Here is an 18,267-nt window from a genome sequence, read left to right as displayed (position 1 = left end):
GCTTCTATTTCAATTTCGCGGCATCTTGTGGTCGAATGCGGCCAGAATGACCGGCGACTGCATCCCGGATACCAGTAAGCCACGCGCGCACGAACGCGATGCGGCGTGGCCCAAATGCGACGCGGACAATGTTGCTCTCGACTTCCATCCAAAGGCGTCGCAACATCCAAATACGATTCGTAGAAAAGTAGCGGACGACCATGAGCCAGATATTTCGGGTTATGTAATAAACGCGAACAGGAGAGTGATGGATAATCTGAAGATCCTGACCGTCAACCCGCAAAGGGCGCCCCATTATAGACATAGGCCGTGTTTCTCCAAGGGAGTGTTCGATGTCGCAGCCGACGCCGACAGGGGTTGAGTAACCTGCTGCACGGATCCGGAGATTAAAGTCGGTATCAACGCAGTCTATGAACAGGCTCTCATCGAAAAGCCCGACGTCGTCCAATACGCTGACTGGAATAAGACAACCCGACTGCATCGGGTCAAAGGCCTGGACTACGTCTTCGTTTCCATGGAGCCTCTTGACTGGTTTTGCGTTGTGCGACTCCGGTGAAACCAGGCCAACTCGCATTCCTTGGGCAGCCGCATTACGGAAGCTGCGAAGTGCATTTTCCACGTAGTTCTCGCCGAGTGTCGAATCTTGGTCCATAGTAAGGATCCAGTCGGGCTCCCATAGGGTGCGCGCCTGCCGGATGCCCTCGTTGAGCGCACTGGCAATTCCTGAGTTCCGCGGCTGGCGGAGAACTGTTATGCCGTCTTCTTCCAGAACGCTAAGAATGGGCGACGCATCCTGATTGGAGCCGTCGTCCACGACCAATATGTAGGGTACAAGATTCCGGAGGAGAGTTACACGGGAGATGATGTCAACTGAGGGGTTATAGCTGGTGACGACGGCGGCAACTTTATGCTGGGGTCCTGCTTCAAACATGGGTATCCGTTTCGCGATGTGTGGCGGATTTAGCGCGCAGCAAACTCAACCTTTGACAGTTGCGGGCGATTTGCGCCGCCGCCTGCTTCGAAGCGCCAGAGTGACGAGGTTGGCTAGGAACGCGGCGCGGGCGCGGACAATCTTACTAATTCCGCGCATTTTTCTGGGGGTCAGATTCTCATTGTGCAGCCGGTGAAGTATCGTGTCATCCTCAAGATAGGCGATGCTCTTTGAAAAATTACCGCACATTGCCAACCACTGGTCGTGGGATTCAGACATATGAGACGGGAAAGGGAGCGCCAACTCCTTCAAATTTGACTTGAAAGCCATGGCGCAGCCCCAATGCAGTCTATACCCAATAACAATTCCCAGGAGATTCCTAAAATGTTTCTGGGAATCTCTGCTGCGAAGCCTGATGTCATGAAAACGACCCGATTCACCACCAAAATGCTTGCAGTTTGTTACCACCATGGATTTGTCGGCCAGAGCGGCGAGCATTTTGTCCAGCCGGCCTGGGACCCATATATCATCTTGATCGGATAGAAAAATATAATTTCCGCTGCTTAGCCATATCGCTTTTTCAAATGTTCTCACATAGCCAAGATTTTGCTTATTGCGATGAAGGACTACCCTCGAATCTTGAACAGCCTCAATCCGTGCGACTGTGTCGTCCGTGGATTCATCATCTACTATGAGCAGTTCGTCATTTGGTCCGAGCTGCGGCAGTATGGACTCGATCTGCTCTGCGATGAATTCGGAGCCGTTATAGGCGGCCATGCAGACGCTGACCCGGACATTTTCTGTCATTAGTCGGAAGCCCTTCTTCAACTCACGGACAGGAGAATCACGCGGTAGCAAATACGTGAGGTCTATAAGAGTTTACCCGTATTCCTGACGAGACTCCGTCTGCGGGTCTTCGACGGTAGAGGCCAGGCCGGGTTCCTGCACGAAGAGGCGTTGCTGGTGTCTGCCTGTCCGATACACCATCCTTGCCGGGGCAGCAGGAGCCTCTGCTGTATACGTTCTCCGCGATCAGAAGCGTGGGAAGCCAGCGGGTCCCGACCCAGGAGCTTACCGAGGCGGATGGGCTATGGTTGATGGGTTCATCTTCACCTTTCGACAGGAAGTCCAATGACCGTTGCTGCTGTGGTCGTCTCATACAACAGGAAAGACCTCCTCGAAAAATGTCTTGCTGCCCTCGAGGGGCAGACACGAGCACTCGACGAAATCATTGTGATCGACAACTCGTCCACCGACGGCGCTCCTGAACTGGTGAAGGAATTGTTTCCAAAGGTGAAACTCTTTGACACGGGCTCCAACGTCGGTGGAGCAGGTGGCTTTGCGTGGGGCGTTGAGTTGGCGATTGCGCACGGACACGAGTATGCCTGGTTGATGGACGATGACGCCGAGCCGGAGCTGGACGCCTTGGAACCGCTGATCGAGCTTGCAGGAAGCGCTTCTGAGCCCTACTCCTTCCTGGCATCTATGGTCACGCTGGGTGGAAACACCATCAACACTGGGAACCCGCCTGTATTCAGCAACGACATCAGCCGCCAGGTGAGTGCGAACCTCAAAGGTGCGATCGCAATCGATGCAGCGACTTTCGTAGGCGTTTTGGTAAATCTTGACGTCGCCCGCCAAACCCACCTGCCGCAAAGGGATTATTTCATCTGGGTTGACGACACCGAGTACACCTTTCGCTTGTCTCGTATAGCCCCGGCTGTGATGGTGCGGGAGAGCAGGATCAAGCATCCCCTCAGCAAGTCAGGGTCAAAAGACATGGGCTGGCGTCTGTTCTACTTCCTTCGAAACAAGCTTTGGCTGATCCGGACAGATCCCCAAATGAGCATCCAACGAAAGGCATTTGAGATTCTGGGTTATGTCGGCGCCGCATTGCTCCAGGGGCCGCACGCGGAAGACAAGAAGTTGTGGATTCGAAGCGTAGTCCGCGGGGCATATCAAGGCCTCGTCAAATCCGCACGTAAGGAACTTCCGGGCACTTTGTTGGATGAATTGAGCCCTACAGAACGCGACACAGCCCTCGAACATAAAAGTATGAACGTTTAGTGGAGTATGTGGGCGCCGGCAGCCTAGCTATGCAAAGACTGGCCGGCATCTTCAGCGAGGCAGGTTTCTCGGCCTATCTGTGAAGGCTGGACAACGGTGGGACAGGCTGATCCTCTCTGCGACTGAGTAGGCTCTGTCATCTCAACCCTAGGGTGAAACTGTGAGAAGTGGATCATTCGCCTTGTCTACGAAACTTTGTAGATAAGGGTTTCTTGTCCCGACCATGTCAGCTCCTTTTCCAGGCTCAAGCAGGACCCGGAAAGTTCTTGCGACGCAGTGATGTGGGTGAGGGAGGGAAACGACTCCTTGAGGTCGCATGGATCGATGTGGACGATTGTTCTGTCCGTACCGTTATTTGAAAACGCCGGCGGTGCCCCTGGCGTCCAGAAGAACTGGATAAAGCCGCCACCTCTGTTCCAGTCGTTGGCAAAGCGCTGTTCGGGGTCCAAGACGGTCCACTTGCTAGCGTCCGGGCCGGAACGTTGAACTCCCGTAAGTGACGGTACGCCGTTAGCGAGCAGCAACGTGTCGACCGAGGGCCGGTCAGAAGCCCAAAGCGAACCTGCCGCGCGGCTTACTTTGCCTTCAGAGTAGAAATATTTAGCCGTTGTCGATGCACGCAGGTCACCCAGCCCAAATATCAGGGGATTCGATCCAAAAACAGGGATCGCCATCAGGGCTGCTGCAATACCCACAGAAAAGGCGGACTTGGGAAAGCTGGTCACAATGAAGACCACGACGGCGACGCCAGCAGCGGCAAGCAGAACTTCTTTCCTCGACATGGTAGGAAGGTAAGAAAGTTGAAGCTCGGATCCTGCATACGCTGTCACCAATCCTGTTGCCAGAGCCGAAGCTATCGAGAGGCGCCAGCGACGATTGTCCGGCAGTCGGGACAGTAGCACACCGACTAACAGCGCCCCCAAGATTCCGCAAACCTGTGCTGCCCTGGCAGGCTGCACGTAGTTCAGCAGGGGAATCTTCGCGCCCATGGGCCCGAAGTTGAAAGAGCACCATAAGAGCCATAAACCACCCGAGAAGGCAAGCACCAGGGCCACGACATTGTCGCGCCACCTGCCCATGGCAGAGATGCCGAGCCATATCACGACAGCCCAGACGAACGTCACTGTGAAGGCCGTTGACATCTCGCTCTGGTTACTGCCAAGAGGCACTGCATCCTTGAGTTCGCCGAGAGCTGGCGCGCCGAAAAGAAATCCGAATGGCTGGGCTTCACCGGTCGACCGTCTCGAACCCGGATAGACGGTGTTCAGCAGCCCATTGATGCCCTTTTCATTTTCCAGCAGCGTGCCGACGCCGAAGATCAGTGCGACACCAGCGGTGAAGCCAACGGCTTTTAATTTTGGCAGCCACCCGTCCTTCCGGGACAGGATCCAGAGAGCACTTGCGGCAAGAACGGGCAAACCGAGAACGAGTGACCAAGGAATGTAGAAACTAGGGATGCCGGCAAGGAGGATTCCGCCGACAACCGACTGCAAAAGCGGTAGAGCTGACCGTTTAGATTTGAAGCCGCAGTAGGCGGAGAGAAGCAAACTCGAGCCCGCAACCGTGTAGGCAATGAGCTGAATAGGCATCATCGTCCACCAGGATGCGGCGGGGGAGAGCGCTATCAGGAACGCTGCCAACCAGCCCATATTGCGGGACGATCCAACCTGTTCGAACCATTTAGGGAGAAAGAGGAAGAGCGCGACGGCAGGAAGCCACCAATGGGCTGCGAAGACCATCTCGTCTGGAAGTATCGCCGCCGCCCGAAGCATTGTGGAATCAAAGTAGACGAATGTTTCAAAGAAGCCGCCAGATGGGTACCTGTGAACAACATCGGCGGGGGCCGCAAGGTAGCTTGTCGTTGGCGCTGCACCCGTAGCCATGATCGAAATCGCTATAGGAGAAAACGCGTTGAACTCGTCCGAGCGGATGACGGAACTTGACCCTATTTGGTATCCCTCGGGGTGGGAGGGATCTTGTCGGAGTTCTGCCACTCCAATTGAAGAGGTCGTAGCGCCGGTGATCACCAGGAATGCATATACAGCGATGACGGCCATTCGCGCCATTCGGTCGGAAGCTGACACCCAACGCCAGGCATGCAAGCTGATGCTTTGAAGTCTGGACGACATCTGGGGTGACATTCTGCTCTTCCTTCTTGCCTAACGACTGCTGTTACCTGTGCCATAACCCGGGCGCGACGCTGCACAGACAATTTCGACCGACTTGCATGGGATCCCTGCCGCCCATAGATCGCGGCTGGCGCCCAGACCAAGGGGTCCAAAGGTGAAATCACCGGCTATGGCTCGATGCCGCAGAATGATGTGTTGTTGCTCCCCAAATTTCTGAAGCGCCGAATTAACCCCCGCGCCCCCGGCGAGGGCGCCACGTATGCAACGGCAACGCAAGTATAACGTCATGGAACCGGTCGAAGCCGTCGGCGCGAATGCCGCCTCGACCTCTTTGCCGGTAGCACCCCATGGACAGCCACCCGGTATGATGGCTTGAGCCCGACTGCAACCTGCGGGGGTATACGGAACTGGGAGTGGCTTGCAGACAACAGACAGTGCGCGATCAGTGAAGCATCGAGCACAGAAACTCGCTTCCCGGATCTCAGGGATCGTTGAGCGCAGCCACCTGATCAAGTTCCTGCTCGTTGGAGGCGCTTCCTTCGCAGTAGATCTTGCTCTACTGGCCCTCATGCATGAAGTCTTCGGAGTGGACCTCTGGATTGCCACGCCCATCGCTTTTGTCGCCAGCTTGGTGTTCAACTTCGCCCTCCAGCGCTCCTTTACGTTCCGTGCCAGAAACCGGAGCCATGTGAGCCTGCTCAAGTATCTGGCCCTGGTGGTTTTCAACATCGTGGCAATAGATGTCATCGTGAACGGCTTCGACGCCTGGGGAATTTCCTACGGAATAGGCAAGGCGTTCGCGACTGTACTGACCACATCTTGGAACTTTTGGCTCTATAAGGTATGGATTTTCAGGCATGAGCCCGGATAAGTTCCTGCTCGTGCAGGAACTGTGACCGCTGAAGGCACGGACTAGCACTCCTCAAACGACCATCTGGCTCACGTTCGGACTAACCGCTGGCGGGCATCCGCTGGAAGACAAGAAAAGGATCTACCTGGCACATGGCCATTGATGTATTGCTTCCCTACTATGGGGACGTCGACCTGATGAAACTCGCTGCCCAGAGCGTCATGAGCCAGCAGTTCGAAGACTGGCGGCTCATCGTGGTGGATGATGGGTTTCCAAGCCCGGAACCTCAGCGCTGGTTCGAATCCATCTCCGACCCTCGGGTGAGCTACCAAAAGAACGAAAAGAACCTGGGTGCCAACGGAAACTACCGCAAGGCCCTGGACCTGGCTGAAGCCCCCATCGTCGTCGTCATGGGCGCTGATGACATCATGCTGCCGAACTATCTGGCAGTAGTATCAAAGGCTTTCGAAGCCTACCCACAAGCCAGCGTGGTGCAGCCAGGGGTCCAGGTGATCGACGAGAAGGGCCGAGTCGCGTCGCCTCTGGTCGACATCGTCAAGAAGGTCTATGCCCCGAGCGTCAAGGAACCGGTCCTCCTGCAGGGCGAAAGAATGGCAACCAGCCTTATGCGGGCAGACTGGGCTTACTTCCCGTCCCTTGCTTGGCGCACGGACGTGATTCGCCGCATCGGTTTCACCGAGGGGCTGCACGTCGTCCAGGACCTCGCACTATTGCTGGATATTGCTGCTGAAAACGGATCTATGGTGGTTGATCCAACCTTGGCATTCCTTTATCGCCGTCATTCAGCCTCAGACTCATCAGTTAAGGCTCTGGATGGGAGGCGCTTCGATGAGGAGCGGGCCTTCTTCGAGGGCCAGGCGCGCCGATTCCGCGAACTCGGCTGGCAGAGGACAGCTCGCGCGGCTGCTTTCCATACGACGTCGCGTCTGAACGCCGCTACCCTGGTCGCGCGTTCCCTGGCGATTGGGAAGACCGATTCCCTGCCCCGGCTGTTGAAACACGTTATCTCTTAGGAGACTTAAATAATTCAGGTGGCTGCAGGCATTGACCGGCAGCCACCTGAATAGTTTAAGCAGTGGTTTCGGGCGGCCTTCCCGCGCTTGGCACCTCGTTGCCCGGTACAGATTGATCGCGTGTTTGGCCTTTTTCCAGTTCCTGTACTTTGAGCCGCAGAATTCCTACTTCTTCGGCCAGGACACGGATCTCGTCCTCAGCCTGGGACTGCTCGAAAGACAGATGAAGGCAGACCAGGACGAGCAAAAGCAATGCCATCGCGAAAAGGAGGTTTGAAGGCACTTGAACGCCGAGCACGCCGCTGGCCCAGAAAAGTAGCTGTGGGAACGCAACAAGGACCAGCATTCCAACACCGATGATGATCCAGAGGACTGCGTACTTTTCCCTCAGATGACGCCGGCGGAGCATCTCGAAGATAATGAGCAGAATGACCAGCACAAAGATGAAGCCAACAAGCGTGGCCATGTGAACTCCTAGTTGGATGACGGTACGTTTTTCTTGCGCGTCAAAGCGAAGAGGAGGGCAAAAGCTGACCGGCCGAGGTAGATGGCTGCCTTCAATGGGTCGTGGCTCGGCGTCCCGCCCTGCCGCTCCCGCATTGACACTCCAACCTGGCGCACGGTGCACCCGGACCGGATCGCAACAACCAGGGAATCAATGGTATCCCCGAGGTACTCCGCAGGGTAGTGGTCAACGTATTGCCGGATGGCCTTTGTGTTCGCAGCGCGGAACCCTGACGTGACATCCGTGAGCCGGGTTCCTGCGACCCTCGATATCGTCCACGCCAGGACGTTCATGGCCCACTTACGGGGCCCGCGGACTGTGTAATTGCCCTTATCGGCGAAGCGGGCACCGATGACGATGTCTGCTTCCTGGAGCCCATCGAGGACGGCTTTTATATCCCGGGGATCGTGCTGGCCATCCGAATCCACTTGGATGACCTGGGTGTAGCCGTGCATCTTTGCGAATTTGAACCCGGTTCTCATGGCACCGCCAACGCCCATGTTGAACGGTAGCTGCACAACCAGCGCGCCTGCATCACGGGCTACCTGTGCCGTGTCGTCCCGTGAACCGTCGTCAACTACCAGGACATCGCAATCCGGGCCAAACTCGAAGACCTCACGAATCGTGTTGCCGATGGCCTCCGATTCGTTCCAGGCCGGCATGATCACAAGGGTGTGCTGCGTCTGATCTACAGGTCTCATGCCTTATCGTTTTCCAACTTCAGATAGGCTGCCAGCCGCTCGTCGGCATCAGGTATGTCGAAACCCGTAGAGCGCGTCTTTGCCAAGTCGAGCGTGCTGGAAAGTGGCCGCGGGGCCGCTGCCTTGTCCTTGAAATATTCGGCAGTGGTGATGCCAGTGACGTCACTGCCGGATGCCCCGCACTGCTCGAACACATCCCGCGCAATATCCGCCCAGCTCCTGACGGGCCCGTCATTGCTGAAGTTATACAAACCATAGGTTGCATCCGACTCCAGCAAATGTCGAATGAAAGCCGCAATGTCCTGGGTGAAGCTCAGGCGGCCTGTCTGGTCATTCACGACGGAAGGCTTGACCCCTTTTCGCGCCAGGCTGGCCATGGTGCGGACGAAGTTATTTCCTTCTCCAATAACCCAACTGGTCCGCACAATGTAGTGGCGGGGAACCACGCTGACTACCGCGTCTCCGGCGGCCTTTGTCTGCCCATAAACGCCCAAGGGAGAGCAGAGCTCGTCCTCGTCGTGGATATCGCGGCTACCGTCAAAGACATAGTCCGAGGAAATATGGACCAAAGTGAGATCATTCTCGACGGCGGTGCGCGCCAGTTGCGCTACGGCCGCGACGTTGATGGACCAGGCGGAGGCCCGCCCATCTGCGCTTTCCGCCGCGTCGACAGCAGTGTAGGCGGCGACGTTGATAATCGTCGAGTAGTTCTTCCAGTTCCTGCTTTTGAAACTGTTCGCGTTGGTGAGATCGAACTCAGCGCGGCCTGCAAACTCAACCGAGGTATCGCCGTCGTACTGGGCACGAAGTGCCTTGCCCAGCTGCCCCCCGGCACCTACCACAAGGATCTTCTTGGCTGCCATCGGGACCACGTCGGCCATCCGCGGGTGCGCTTTGTCCTTGTCAGAGAGTTCCGCCTGGGTGAGCGGAATCGGCCACTGGATCGCAGCCGTCTCATCGGCGAGGTTAAGGAAGGTGTATTGACCTTGAGCGTCCGCGGACCAGTGGTCGTTCACCAAGTACGTGTAGGCGGTATTGTCCTCCAGCGTCTGGAACGCATTGCCGACTCCGCGGGGGATGAAGATTGCCTGGCTCGGGTCGAGTTCAGCCGTGAAGACCGCACCGAACGAGGGGCCCTCCCGAAGATCAACCCACGCCCCGAAGATGCGGCCGGTGGCCACCGAAATGAATTTGTCCCACGGCTCGGCATGGATCCCACGGGTGGTTCCGGCCTTTTCGTTGTAGGAGATGTTGTTCTGCACGGGCCGGAAGTCAGGCAGCCCGAGAGCAAGCATCTTTTCCCGCTGCCAGTTCTCCTTGAACCATCCCCGGTTGTCGCCGTGGACCGGGAGGTCGTAGAGAACGACGCCGGGAATGGGGGTTTGGTGGGCAGCAAGCTTCTTCGAGAACTCCAGCGACATGGATTACTGGCCCTGTTCCTTGTATTTTGCTTCGGTGGCAGCCTTCTGCGGGCGCCACCAGTCTTCGTTATCCCGGTACCAGGCGATTGTGTCTTCGATGCCCTCGTCGAAGTTGGAGAACTGAGGTTTCCACCCGAGTTCGTCGCGCAACTTGGTGGAATCGATGGCGTAGCGGAGGTCGTGACCTGGCCGGTCGACCACATGGTCGTAGGCATCCGGGGCCTGTCCCATGTGCTTGAGGATCAGCTCTACGACGTCTTTGTTGTTCTTCTCGCCGTCCGCGCCGATCAGATAGGTCTCGCCAATCTTTCCCCCGGCGATGATTGCAAGCACAGCGGAGGAATGGTCGTTGGCGTGGATCCAGTCCCTGACGTTCTCGCCCTTACCGTAGAGCTTGGGGCGAATGCCGTCGATGACATTGGTGATCTGCCGGGGGATGAACTTCTCCACGTGCTGGTACGGACCATAGTTATTGGAACAGTTGCTGATGGTGGCCTGCAGGCCGAAGGAGCGTACCCATGCCCGTACCAGCAGATCGGAACCGGCCTTGGTTGACGAGTACGGGCTTGAGGGGTTGTAAGGCGTTTGTTCGGTGAAACGCTCCGGGTCATCCAGCTCCAGGTCTCCGTAAACTTCGTCCGTGGAGATGTGGTGGAAGCGTTTGTTGTGCTTGCGCGCTGCCTCAATGAGCGTATAGGTGCCGATGATGTTGGTGTCCAGGAAAGGGCGTGGGTCGTGCAACGAGTTGTCGTTGTGCGACTCGGCAGCGTAGTGAACAACGACGTCGGAATCGGCAACAAGACCATCTACAAGGGCTGCGTCCGCGATATCCCGCCGGACGAAGGTGAAACGTTCCTCCGGAAGGCCCTTCAACGACTCGAGGTTACCTGCGTAGGTCAGCTTGTCCAGAACCGTTACGTGGTCGTCGGTGTTTTCCAAAACGTAGTGGACAAAGTTCGAGCCAATAAAGCCGGCTCCGCCGGTTACGAGAAGTCGCTGCATAATTCCCTAGACTACCGGATTTGCTGCTGCTCCTAGCGAAGGGAAAGATGGGGACATGCGCGGAATAATACTGGCCGGCGGAACCGGCTCCAGGCTTCATCCCATCACGCTGGGTGTCAGCAAGCAATTGGTACCGGTCTACGACAAGCCGATGATCTACTACCCGCTGTCCACGCTGATCCTGGCTGGGATCCGGGACATCCTCATCATTACCACTCCCCACGACGCGGAGCAGTTTGAACGCTTATTGGGGGATGGGTCCCGGTTCGGCGTCTCCATCACCTACAAGCAGCAGCCTTCTCCTGACGGACTGGCCCAGGCATTTGTGCTCGGTGCGGACCATATCGGTGATGACAGCGTTGCTCTGGTCCTGGGTGACAACATCTTCTATGGCCAGGGCATGGGCACTCAGCTGCGCAGGTTCAAGACCATCGACGGGGGAGCAGTCTTCGGATACTGGGTCAAGGATCCGTCTGCTTACGGGGTGGTGGAATTCGATGACGATGGCAAGGCTTTGTCCCTGGAAGAGAAGCCCGCGGCACCCAAGAGCCACTACGCAGTTCCAGGGCTCTACTTCTATGACAACGATGTTGTTGACATCGCCAAGAACCTCAAGCCGTCCGCCCGCGGTGAACTCGAGATCACCGACGTGAACCGCGTCTATCTGGACGCCGGTAAGCTGCAGGTCGAGATCCTGCCCCGGGGAACTGCTTGGCTCGACACCGGGACCTTCAACGACCTAAACGATGCCTCCAATTTCATTCGGACGGTGGAGAACCGGCAAGGCTTGAAGATTGGAGCGCCCGAAGAGATCTCGTGGCGGCTGGGGTTCCTGACCGACGATGAACTCCGCGAAAGGGCCGAACCCCTCGTCAAGAGCGGTTACGGCTCATACCTGCTCGAGCTCCTCGCCGAAAAGTAGATTTCTACAAACAGAAAAGGGTTGAAGCGGCTGCTTCAACCCTTTTCTGTTCTGAATCCAAGAGCTCAACCGCTGTGGCTCCTGCTGCCCGCAGCAGGAGCCACAGCGGTTACCGACGCACTGTGCTTGCGCTGGCCCCAGTTGTGGGGCTCCAGGTGATGGACCCGCCCTGGTAGTTCTGGAAGCAGCCTCCGTTGGCCAAGGTGCAGGAAGTTGCTGCGATGGGATAGCCGAGGAAGCTGTTCTCGTAGCCAAGGCTGGCGTATTTTGCACGAATCGCTCCACTGCTGGGTTGAGCCCCCGTTGCCTGCGACCACAGCATCGCTCCGCCTTGGAAATTCTGGTAGCAGCCTCCGTCCCTGATGCCGCAGACCACACCGCCCGTAGGGTATCCCAACTCGCTGAGCTCGTAGCCCATGGAGCCCCACTTGGATCTGATGGGTCCGTTGGGGCTTATCTGCGCGCCCGTGACGGGAGACCAGAGAATAGCCCCGTTTTGGTAGTTCTGGTAGCAACCACCGTCTTTCAGGCCGCAGACCTGGTTACTGGTGGGGTATCCGAGAGAACCGTTTTCGTATCCTGTCGCAGCCCAGAGTGTGCGGATGGGCCCTGCAGGGCTCGGCTGGGCGCCCGTGGCCGCCGACCAGAGAACGGCGCCATTCTGGAAGTTCTGGTAGCAGCCTCCTCCGACAAGTCCGCAGACTTGGGTTGCGCTGGGGTAGCCAAGTACTCCGGACTCGCGCCCCTGAGCTTTCCATGAGGCAAAAATTGGGGACATGACCTGCAAGACGCCTCTGCCGGAAGTCCACGTAAGTGAGCCGTTCTGGAAATCCTGCGAGCAGCCTCCGTCGGGTAGCCCGCAAACTTCGGTTGCGGTGGGGTAGCCCATGGCACCGTTCTCAAAGCCGGTTCGAGCCCATTCATTTCTGATGGGACCAGCCTTGCTCAGCTGCGCACCGGAGGTCGCTGACCAAATAATGGCCCCGCCTTCGAATTCCTGGAAGCAGCCGCCGTTCACGAGCCCGCATGTTTGAGGTCCGGTGGGATATCCCATCAGACCGCTCTCACCCCCTTGCTGAAGCCACAACGTGCGGATAGGTCCGTTGGGGCTCAATTGGGCTCCAGTGGAGGGTGACCAGACGGTGGCACCCTTTTCGAACAGTTGCCGGCACCCCCCGTTTTTCAGTCCGCAGGATTCATCCTGAGTGGGATACCCGAGCGGTCCAGCTTCCCGCCCGGAAGTGCGCCAAGCCGACTCCATGTCGCCCCAAACGATGTGCGTTCCGGTGGCAGTGGAACTGGCGATGCTCCCTGTTTGAAAGCGCTGGAAACAGCCGCCGTCCCGCAGCCCGCAAATCGTGTCGCTGGCGGGATATCCCAGGGGTCCCGCCTCGAATCCGGTCTTCTGCCAAGCCGTTCGAATGGGACCGTTCAGGCTGAGGTTGGCTCCGGTGCCGGGCGACCACAAGATCGCACCCGACTGGAAATTCTGGTAGCAACCTTGAGCGGAAAGGCCACATACCTGGCCTCCCAGTGGATAACCCATGGGTCCGTTTTCAAATCCCGAGTTTGCCCATGCCGTTCGGATGGGGCCTCTCACGCTGATTTGAGCGCCAGTGCCCGATGTCCAGATGATCGCCCCGTTCTGGAAGTCCTGAAAGCAACCGCCATTCTTCAGGCCGCATACGACAGCAGACGTTGGGTAGCCCAGTATTCCGTTTTCGAAACCGGATGCTTGCCAGACGCCACGGATAGGGCCCGTAGGGCTTGGCTGTGCTCCGCTGGCAGGCGACCAGATCACAGCGCCATTTTGATAGTTCTGGTAGCAGCCGCCGTCGCGCAGACCACAAACTATTGCCGATGTCTGGGCCCCCAGCTCCGGCGTGCGGGCTCTGACGTCACTAATACCCTGACTTGCTGCAAGCGGAATAGCGGTCCCAGCGAATGCCTTGAGTCCCGCATAGTCCCCGTTCCAAACGTTGGAGTCCCCAGCAAACGGCCCGGTGCTGCTGTACTGCCAGATGCTGTAGGTGTCCCAACTCCCTGTCGGAATGGCGCCCGCATCGTTGGTTGCCGAGTACGGGTAGGCCGCAACCCACAAGGGATAGTCCCCAAAACCGGTGGGATTGCCCAGGCACTGGTTCCACCAATTTGTATTCGTATAGATCATCGGCAGTCTGCCGGTGAGGGACCTCATCGTGTTTCCGAAGTCCTGGACCCAGGATGTCAGTTGCGCCTGGGACATGCCATAGCAGGTGTTGCCAAAGTAGAAGCCGTTGATCGTCCGACCCTCGTAGGGGTTGAACTCGAAGTCGAGAACCGGCGGCATCGTATAGCCGTCGCCGGACCATCCACCACCGTTGTTCACGAAATAGCGCGCCTGATCGGCGCCGGAAGACCAGTTGGGGATCGCGAAGTGGTATGCGCCCCGGAGCATCCCCACGCTTCGTGCGCCTTGGTACTGTGAGCCAAACAGATCATTCGTGAAGTAATTGCCTTCAGAGGCTTTCACATACGCGAACCGGGCACCCATGTTCCACTGCTGCTGCCAGTCGACGCTGGTTTGGTGTCCACTGACGTCAAGCCCCTGTATCCCAAAGGAGGGCATCCATGTGCCCTCTGTTGCGAGCGATTCGGCGCTGAGCTTCTGGGCGGTGGGCGACGGGGAAGCAGAGGTCACTCTCTTGGACCTCTGCCCCATTTCCGCCCCGCCGGGGCCGATGGCCTGGGCCATTGACTGGGGAGCAGCCGACGTCGGCGAACTGGCTGCGATGGAAGGCTGCGGCGACGCTGTGGTTGTTGGTGCCGGCGTCGCCTGTGGCAGCGTAGTGGCAGTTTGGGACGGGGCAGGCGTTGGTGTGGGACTGGGCTCCAAAGCGGAAGCTGCTCCGATCAGGCCAGGGCCGGTCAGCAAGGAGGCAGCTAATAAGCCGGCCCCAAGGGACATCATGATTGGGCGACGGGACTGAGACAGGTTCCGCTTCATATGTGCTCCGGAGACAATGCGGCGCTCCCCCAAGCGCCTCTTTGGATACTGCTCAGGTGATTTCCCCCAGGAAGGCACCTGATAGTGCTATTTCGATAAATAACGCGCTCACCATAGCACCAGTGTTACTGGCGCAACCAGTGATTCTGGTGTTACTTATGTGAATCCTGTGGTCTTCGAAGCGAAATCTTGAGCCCTACTAAGGGGAATCTTGAGGGTCGTCAGTTATCCACAGGAGTGCTGAATGACTTGTTGCGGCAGGACGCTCTACTTAAGCTGTACCCAGTCGAACTGCCTCCGCTGGGGGCGGCAGTTGTATGGGGGAACATATGGACGCGCTGGAAATTGTCGAGGACGAAGTCCGCGAGCTCATCCGCCGTCGTGGGCTGGACCCACTGAGGCAGGCAGGAGAGGTCCGTAGGCTGGTGGAAGCAGCCGTCACTGACTATGACGAGCGCGCCCTTATGGGGCCTCTTCCACCCCTTGGCCCGTTGGATGCTGCCCGTAGGTTCCTGTTCGATGCCGTAGCCGGCTTTGGAGTGCTCCAGCCACTCCTCGACGATCCTTCAATAGAAGAGATCTGGCTCAACGCGCCAAACGAAATATATGTGGCACGCAACGGGGAGTCAGAGCTGACCTCGCTGAGCCTCTCCGAGCAACACGTGCGTGACCTCGTAGAACGCATGCTCAAAAGCTCCGGCAGGCGGCTGGACATGTCGTCCCCTTTTGTGGACGCGGCACTGCCGGACGGATCCAGGCTCCACGTAGTCATTCCGGATGTAACCCGCCGGCACTGGGCCGTGAACATCCGCAAATTCGTCGTGAAGGCCAGCCGACTGGAACACCTGGTCGAGTTGGGAACGCTGACACCGCAGTCGGCACGATTTCTCGGCGCAGCGGTGTCCAGTGGCCTCAACATCCTTGTGTCGGGGGCCACCCAGGCAGGCAAGACAACCATGCTGAACTGTCTGGCGGCGAGTATAGGTAGCCGGGAGCGTGTCATCACGGTCGAGGAGATCTTTGAACTTCAGTTTCCGCTCCGGGACGTGGTGGGTCTGCAGTGCCGGCAGCCGAACCTCGAAGGTGAGGGCGAAATTCCACTCCGTCGCCTGGTCAAGGAAGCGTTGCGGATGCGTCCGGACCGGCTGGTGGTAGGGGAGGTGCGGGAAGCCGAGAGCCTGGACATGCTGATTGCCCTTAACAGTGGCCTGCCCGGAATGTGCACCGTCCATGCGAACTCGGCGCACGATGCTGTGACCAAGATCTGCACGTTGCCGCTGCTGGCGGGGGACAACATCTCCAGTGCGTTCGTGGTCCCCACCGTTGCATCCTGCATCGACCTTGTAGTGCACTGCAGCAGGCATCCCGATGGGCGTCGGCAAGTGACCCAAATCCTATCGTTGGGGCGCCGCGTGGAAAACGGCATCATCGAGTCGTCACTGGTTTTCGCCCTGGAGAATGGAATCCTGCAACCACGGGCCAACGCCATGCCGGCAGCTGAGAAGTTTTCGCGTGCAGGATACGACCTCGCCACGCTGCTGGATCCGCGATGATCCCGGCGCTGATGGGGGCGGCGCTAGGGATGGGCCTCTTCCTCATTTGGTGGTCCTGTTGGGAAACGCCGGACCCCGGGAACCGCGTGCGAAAGCCCGGCCACCTGGCTGACCTGCTCGCGGTTGCCGGGGTCGACAGGGTCTCAGCCCGCGGTTTGGCCGGTACTTGCTTGGGCCTCGGGGTTTTTGTAGCACTGGTGTTCTACGGGCTTAGCCATTCGTGGCCCATTGCCGGCTGCTTCGGACTTTTCGGCACATGGCTTCCCGTCACCATCCTCAGGTGGCGGGCCAAAAAGAGGACGGCCCTGCTGCGCCAACTCTGGCCTGACGTCGTGGATCATCTGCGCTCTGCGATCCGTGCGGGCCTGCCCCTGCCCGAGGCCCTCATTCAGCTTGGAGAAAAGGGACCTGAGGAATTGCGGCCCATTTTTCGTGAGTTCGGCGCTGACTATCGCGCCGGAGGCCAGTTTGATGGGTCTCTAAACAAGTTGAAGCAGCGATTGGCTGACCCGGTGGCCGACCGCATCGTCGAAGCGCTCCGGCTGACCCGGGAGGTAGGCGGTTCGGACCTGGGGAAGCTCTTGGGCACCTTGGCGGAATTCCTGCGGGAGAATGCCCGGACCCGCAGCGAGCTCGAGGCGCGGCAGTCGTGGACCATCAATGCCGCCCGGCTTGCCGTCGCGGCTCCCTGGATCGTGATGATCCTGCTTGCCAGCAGGCCGGAGGCGATCCAGGCCTACAACACGCCTATGGGCGCCGCAGTCCTGCTCGGCGGCTTGGTGGTCTCGCTTGTTTGCTACACGGTGATGTTGAAGATCGGGGCCCTGCCACAGGACGAAAGGGTGCTCCGATGATCATCATCCCGCCTGCAGCAGTAATCTGCGGTATCGGCCTTGGCCTTGGTTTGTGGCTCGTGATCTTCCGGTCACCTCCCATGCGCGCCCTGACGCTTTCCCAACGCATAGAGCCCCAACTTAAGTCGCAAAACCTGGAGTCGAGGCTCCTGCACGCCGGCGAGCAGAACCTGACACCTTTCGGCCCCCTCGAACGAATTTTCCGTCCCGTCTTCCGGGACTGGCTGTCCGCATTGGGAAGACTGAACCCCACGCCTGGTGCCACGGGCCGGCGGCTGGCCCAGGCAGGAATCAACAAGTCTGCCATCGACTTCCGCGCTGAACAGTTGCTGTGGGCTGCTGCGGGTTTTGTCCTCTCAGCGACTTTCATGCTCATTGGAGCCGCAGCGGGCAGGTTCAGTCCGCTCTTGGCAGCGGCGGTAATTATCGGCAGTACCGCAGCGGGTTTTGTGTTGCGGGATTACTGGCTTGGCGCCCAGGTCCGCCGGCGGGAAGCGCGGATGATGGCCGAGTTTCCCAGCCTTGCCGAACTGATGGCCCTGGCCGTCGGCGCAGGGGAGAGCGCAACAGGCGCATTGGATCGCGTCTGCAGGAGTGCCAACGGTGAGCTGTCCAAGGAATTTTCGAAGATCCTCGCGGAGACCAGGGCCGGCAAGCCGCTGATTCTGGCAATGCAGGAGTTCTCTGCGCGCACCGACCTTGCGCCGCTGGTCAGGTTTGTTGACGGCATCATCGTTGCGGTGGAAAGAGGAACACCCCTTGCGGACGTGCTTCGCGCGCAGGCGCAGGACGTGCGCGATTCGGCCAAGCGGGACCTGATGGAAGCTGCCGGGAAAAAGGAAATCGCAATGATGGTGCCCCTGGTTTTCGGGGTGCTTCCCCTGACCGTGGTGTTTGCTGTCTTCCCCGGCCTGGCCGCCATCAACCTGGGCTTCTGATGGGGAGAAAGACCCGAAGCCCGGACCCGCTGCCATTAGTTAAAGCCCACCTTAGGAACCAGGAATAGGACTCAAGATGAAAACCATGGGAACCCGCTGTGCACTGCTGCTTCTTGGCCTTGCCGCTTTACTGCAGCTCAAGGTGCCCGCGACAGCCGGGAGGGGGCGCCCTATCGGTGCACAGTACACCGAAGGCAGGGAAGACCTTCAGGTGCCTCCGACCATCGGTAACGATAACCCTGAACGAGGGGACGTTCCGGGATGGGTGATGATAACCCTGATGTCCGCGGTCCTGGTTGCAGCCCTGCTGGCGCTCGCGGGCCCCGCCTTGGAGGCCATGTTCAACCAGGCAATGGACAAGGTGGGGAACTGAA

Annotated in this window: 17 protein-coding genes; 9 read left to right on the top strand and 8 right to left on the bottom strand. The window is 58.5% G+C overall.

Going from position 1 to position 18,267, the window contains the following annotated elements:
* Positions 1-4: 4 nt before the first annotated feature.
* Both ACEN9K_RS14540 and ACEN9K_RS14535 read right to left on the bottom strand, forming a co-directional pair.
* Positions 5-931, bottom strand: a complete 927-nt coding sequence (locus ACEN9K_RS14540; protein ID WP_223992085.1) for a glycosyltransferase — start codon at positions 929-931, stop codon at positions 5-7.
* 45 nt (positions 932-976) lie between these two features.
* The gene (locus ACEN9K_RS14535; RefSeq protein ID WP_268003302.1) at positions 977-1,738 is read right to left on the bottom strand and encodes a glycosyltransferase; all 762 of its coding nucleotides are present in this window, start codon (positions 1,736-1,738) and stop codon (positions 977-979) included.
* Between the two features lie 324 nt (positions 1,739-2,062).
* Between ACEN9K_RS14535 and ACEN9K_RS14530 the strand changes: the two genes are divergently transcribed.
* A complete protein-coding gene (locus ACEN9K_RS14530) occupies positions 2,063-2,998 on the top strand; it encodes a glycosyltransferase family 2 protein (RefSeq protein WP_268003301.1) in 936 nt (311 codons plus the stop codon).
* 185 nt (positions 2,999-3,183) lie between these two features.
* Here the strand turns inward: ACEN9K_RS14530 and ACEN9K_RS14525 are convergent, their stop codons facing one another.
* Positions 3,184-5,139, bottom strand: a complete 1,956-nt coding sequence (locus ACEN9K_RS14525; RefSeq protein WP_495634586.1) for a DUF7657 domain-containing protein — start codon at positions 5,137-5,139, stop codon at positions 3,184-3,186.
* Positions 5,140-5,572: 433 nt separating this feature from the next.
* On the opposite strand from ACEN9K_RS14525, the gene ACEN9K_RS14520 reads away from it, so the two are divergent.
* Entirely contained in the window at positions 5,573-5,998 is a 426-nt protein-coding gene (locus ACEN9K_RS14520) for a GtrA family protein (protein ID WP_268003298.1), read from the top strand.
* A 131-nt stretch (positions 5,999-6,129) separates the two neighbouring features.
* Positions 6,130-7,011, top strand: a complete 882-nt coding sequence (locus tag ACEN9K_RS14515; protein ID WP_018768486.1) for a glycosyltransferase family 2 protein — start codon at positions 6,130-6,132, stop codon at positions 7,009-7,011.
* Between the two features lie 55 nt (positions 7,012-7,066).
* On the opposite strand, the gene ACEN9K_RS14510 is transcribed toward ACEN9K_RS14515, so the two are convergent.
* Genes ACEN9K_RS14510 through rfbB form a run of 4 tightly spaced genes read right to left on the bottom strand, consistent with a single transcriptional unit; the run spans position 7,067 to position 10,640 of the window.
* Positions 7,067-7,477, bottom strand: a complete 411-nt coding sequence (locus ACEN9K_RS14510; RefSeq protein ID WP_142072158.1) for a DUF2304 domain-containing protein — start codon at positions 7,475-7,477, stop codon at positions 7,067-7,069.
* A gap of 8 nt (positions 7,478-7,485) precedes the next feature.
* On the bottom strand, positions 7,486-8,217 hold the full coding sequence (locus ACEN9K_RS14505) for a glycosyltransferase family 2 protein (RefSeq protein WP_144599918.1): 732 nt from the start codon (positions 8,215-8,217) through the stop codon (positions 7,486-7,488).
* Entirely contained in the window at positions 8,214-9,638 is a 1,425-nt protein-coding gene (locus ACEN9K_RS14500; protein WP_268003297.1) for a bifunctional dTDP-4-dehydrorhamnose 3,5-epimerase family protein/NAD(P)-dependent oxidoreductase, read from the bottom strand. Before ACEN9K_RS14500 ends, ACEN9K_RS14505 begins: the two co-directional genes overlap by 4 nt.
* 3 nt (positions 9,639-9,641) lie before the next feature.
* Entirely contained in the window at positions 9,642-10,640 is a 999-nt protein-coding gene (gene rfbB, locus ACEN9K_RS14495; protein WP_495634585.1) for a dTDP-glucose 4,6-dehydratase, read from the bottom strand.
* 55 nt (positions 10,641-10,695) lie between these two features.
* Here rfbB and rfbA point away from each other — a divergent pair, with 55 nt between their 5' ends.
* Complete coding sequence (gene rfbA / locus ACEN9K_RS14490; RefSeq protein ID WP_018768481.1) at positions 10,696-11,562, top strand: glucose-1-phosphate thymidylyltransferase RfbA; 867 nt, start codon at positions 10,696-10,698, stop codon at positions 11,560-11,562.
* Between the two features lie 109 nt (positions 11,563-11,671).
* Here rfbA and ACEN9K_RS14485 read toward each other — a convergent pair whose 3' ends face one another.
* Complete coding sequence (locus tag ACEN9K_RS14485; RefSeq protein WP_495634584.1) at positions 11,672-14,170, bottom strand: GH25 family lysozyme; 2,499 nt, start codon at positions 14,168-14,170, stop codon at positions 11,672-11,674.
* A gap of 4 nt (positions 14,171-14,174) precedes the next feature.
* Here ACEN9K_RS14485 and ACEN9K_RS14480 point away from each other — a divergent pair, with 4 nt between their 5' ends.
* The 5 genes from ACEN9K_RS14480 (at position 14,175) to ACEN9K_RS14460 (ending at position 18,266) form a co-directional block, all read left to right on the top strand.
* On the top strand, positions 14,175-14,531 hold the full coding sequence (locus tag ACEN9K_RS14480; RefSeq protein ID WP_488315895.1) for a hypothetical protein: 357 nt from the start codon (positions 14,175-14,177) through the stop codon (positions 14,529-14,531).
* A gap of 346 nt (positions 14,532-14,877) precedes the next feature.
* Entirely contained in the window at positions 14,878-16,101 is a 1,224-nt protein-coding gene (locus tag ACEN9K_RS14475) for a TadA family conjugal transfer-associated ATPase (protein WP_488315896.1), read from the top strand.
* Entirely contained in the window at positions 16,098-16,955 is an 858-nt protein-coding gene (locus tag ACEN9K_RS14470) for a type II secretion system F family protein (protein WP_134163814.1), read from the top strand. The genes ACEN9K_RS14475 and ACEN9K_RS14470 overlap by 4 nt, the downstream gene beginning before the upstream one ends.
* A complete protein-coding gene (locus ACEN9K_RS14465; RefSeq protein WP_144599911.1) occupies positions 16,952-17,893 on the top strand; it encodes a type II secretion system F family protein in 942 nt (313 codons plus the stop codon). The genes ACEN9K_RS14470 and ACEN9K_RS14465 overlap by 4 nt, the downstream gene beginning before the upstream one ends.
* A 76-nt stretch (positions 17,894-17,969) precedes the next feature.
* The gene (locus ACEN9K_RS14460; protein WP_018768475.1) at positions 17,970-18,266 is read left to right on the top strand and encodes a hypothetical protein; all 297 of its coding nucleotides are present in this window, start codon (positions 17,970-17,972) and stop codon (positions 18,264-18,266) included.
* Position 18,267: the final 1 nt, after the last annotated feature.

The sequence above is a fragment of the Pseudarthrobacter sp. Pseusp20 genome (assembly GCF_059492155.1).
Note: the sequence above shows the minus strand (reverse complement) of the source record. Positions and strands in the feature narration are given on the sequence as shown.

Bases quoted from the DNA above. Each gene is read 5' to 3' on its own strand.
- ACEN9K_RS14540 (WP_223992085.1), bottom strand. From the start codon at position 931: ATGTTTGAAGCAGGACCCCAGCATAAAGTTGCCGCCGTCGTCACCAGC.
- ACEN9K_RS14535 (WP_268003302.1), bottom strand. From the start codon at position 1,738: ATGACAGAAAATGTCCGGGTCAGCGTCTGCATGGCCGCCTATAACGGC.
- ACEN9K_RS14530 (WP_268003301.1), top strand. From the start codon at position 2,063: ATGACCGTTGCTGCTGTGGTCGTCTCATACAACAGGAAAGACCTCCTC.
- ACEN9K_RS14525 (WP_495634586.1), bottom strand. From the start codon at position 5,139: ATGTCACCCCAGATGTCGTCCAGACTTCAAAGCATCAGCTTGCATGCC.
- ACEN9K_RS14515 (WP_018768486.1), top strand. From the start codon at position 6,130: ATGGCCATTGATGTATTGCTTCCCTACTATGGGGACGTCGACCTGATG.
- ACEN9K_RS14510 (WP_142072158.1), bottom strand. From the start codon at position 7,477: ATGGCCACGCTTGTTGGCTTCATCTTTGTGCTGGTCATTCTGCTCATT.
- ACEN9K_RS14505 (WP_144599918.1), bottom strand. From the start codon at position 8,217: ATGAGACCTGTAGATCAGACGCAGCACACCCTTGTGATCATGCCGGCC.
- ACEN9K_RS14500 (WP_268003297.1), bottom strand. From the start codon at position 9,638: ATGTCGCTGGAGTTCTCGAAGAAGCTTGCTGCCCACCAAACCCCCATT.
- rfbB (WP_495634585.1), bottom strand. From the start codon at position 10,640: ATGCAGCGACTTCTCGTAACCGGCGGAGCCGGCTTTATTGGCTCGAAC.
- rfbA (WP_018768481.1), top strand. From the start codon at position 10,696: ATGCGCGGAATAATACTGGCCGGCGGAACCGGCTCCAGGCTTCATCCC.
- ACEN9K_RS14485 (WP_495634584.1), bottom strand. From the start codon at position 14,170: ATGCCCTCCTTTGGGATACAGGGGCTTGACGTCAGTGGACACCAAACC.
- ACEN9K_RS14475 (WP_488315896.1), top strand. From the start codon at position 14,878: ATGGACGCGCTGGAAATTGTCGAGGACGAAGTCCGCGAGCTCATCCGC.
- ACEN9K_RS14470 (WP_134163814.1), top strand. From the start codon at position 16,098: ATGATCCCGGCGCTGATGGGGGCGGCGCTAGGGATGGGCCTCTTCCTC.
- ACEN9K_RS14465 (WP_144599911.1), top strand. From the start codon at position 16,952: ATGATCATCATCCCGCCTGCAGCAGTAATCTGCGGTATCGGCCTTGGC.
- ACEN9K_RS14460 (WP_018768475.1), top strand. From the start codon at position 17,970: ATGAAAACCATGGGAACCCGCTGTGCACTGCTGCTTCTTGGCCTTGCC.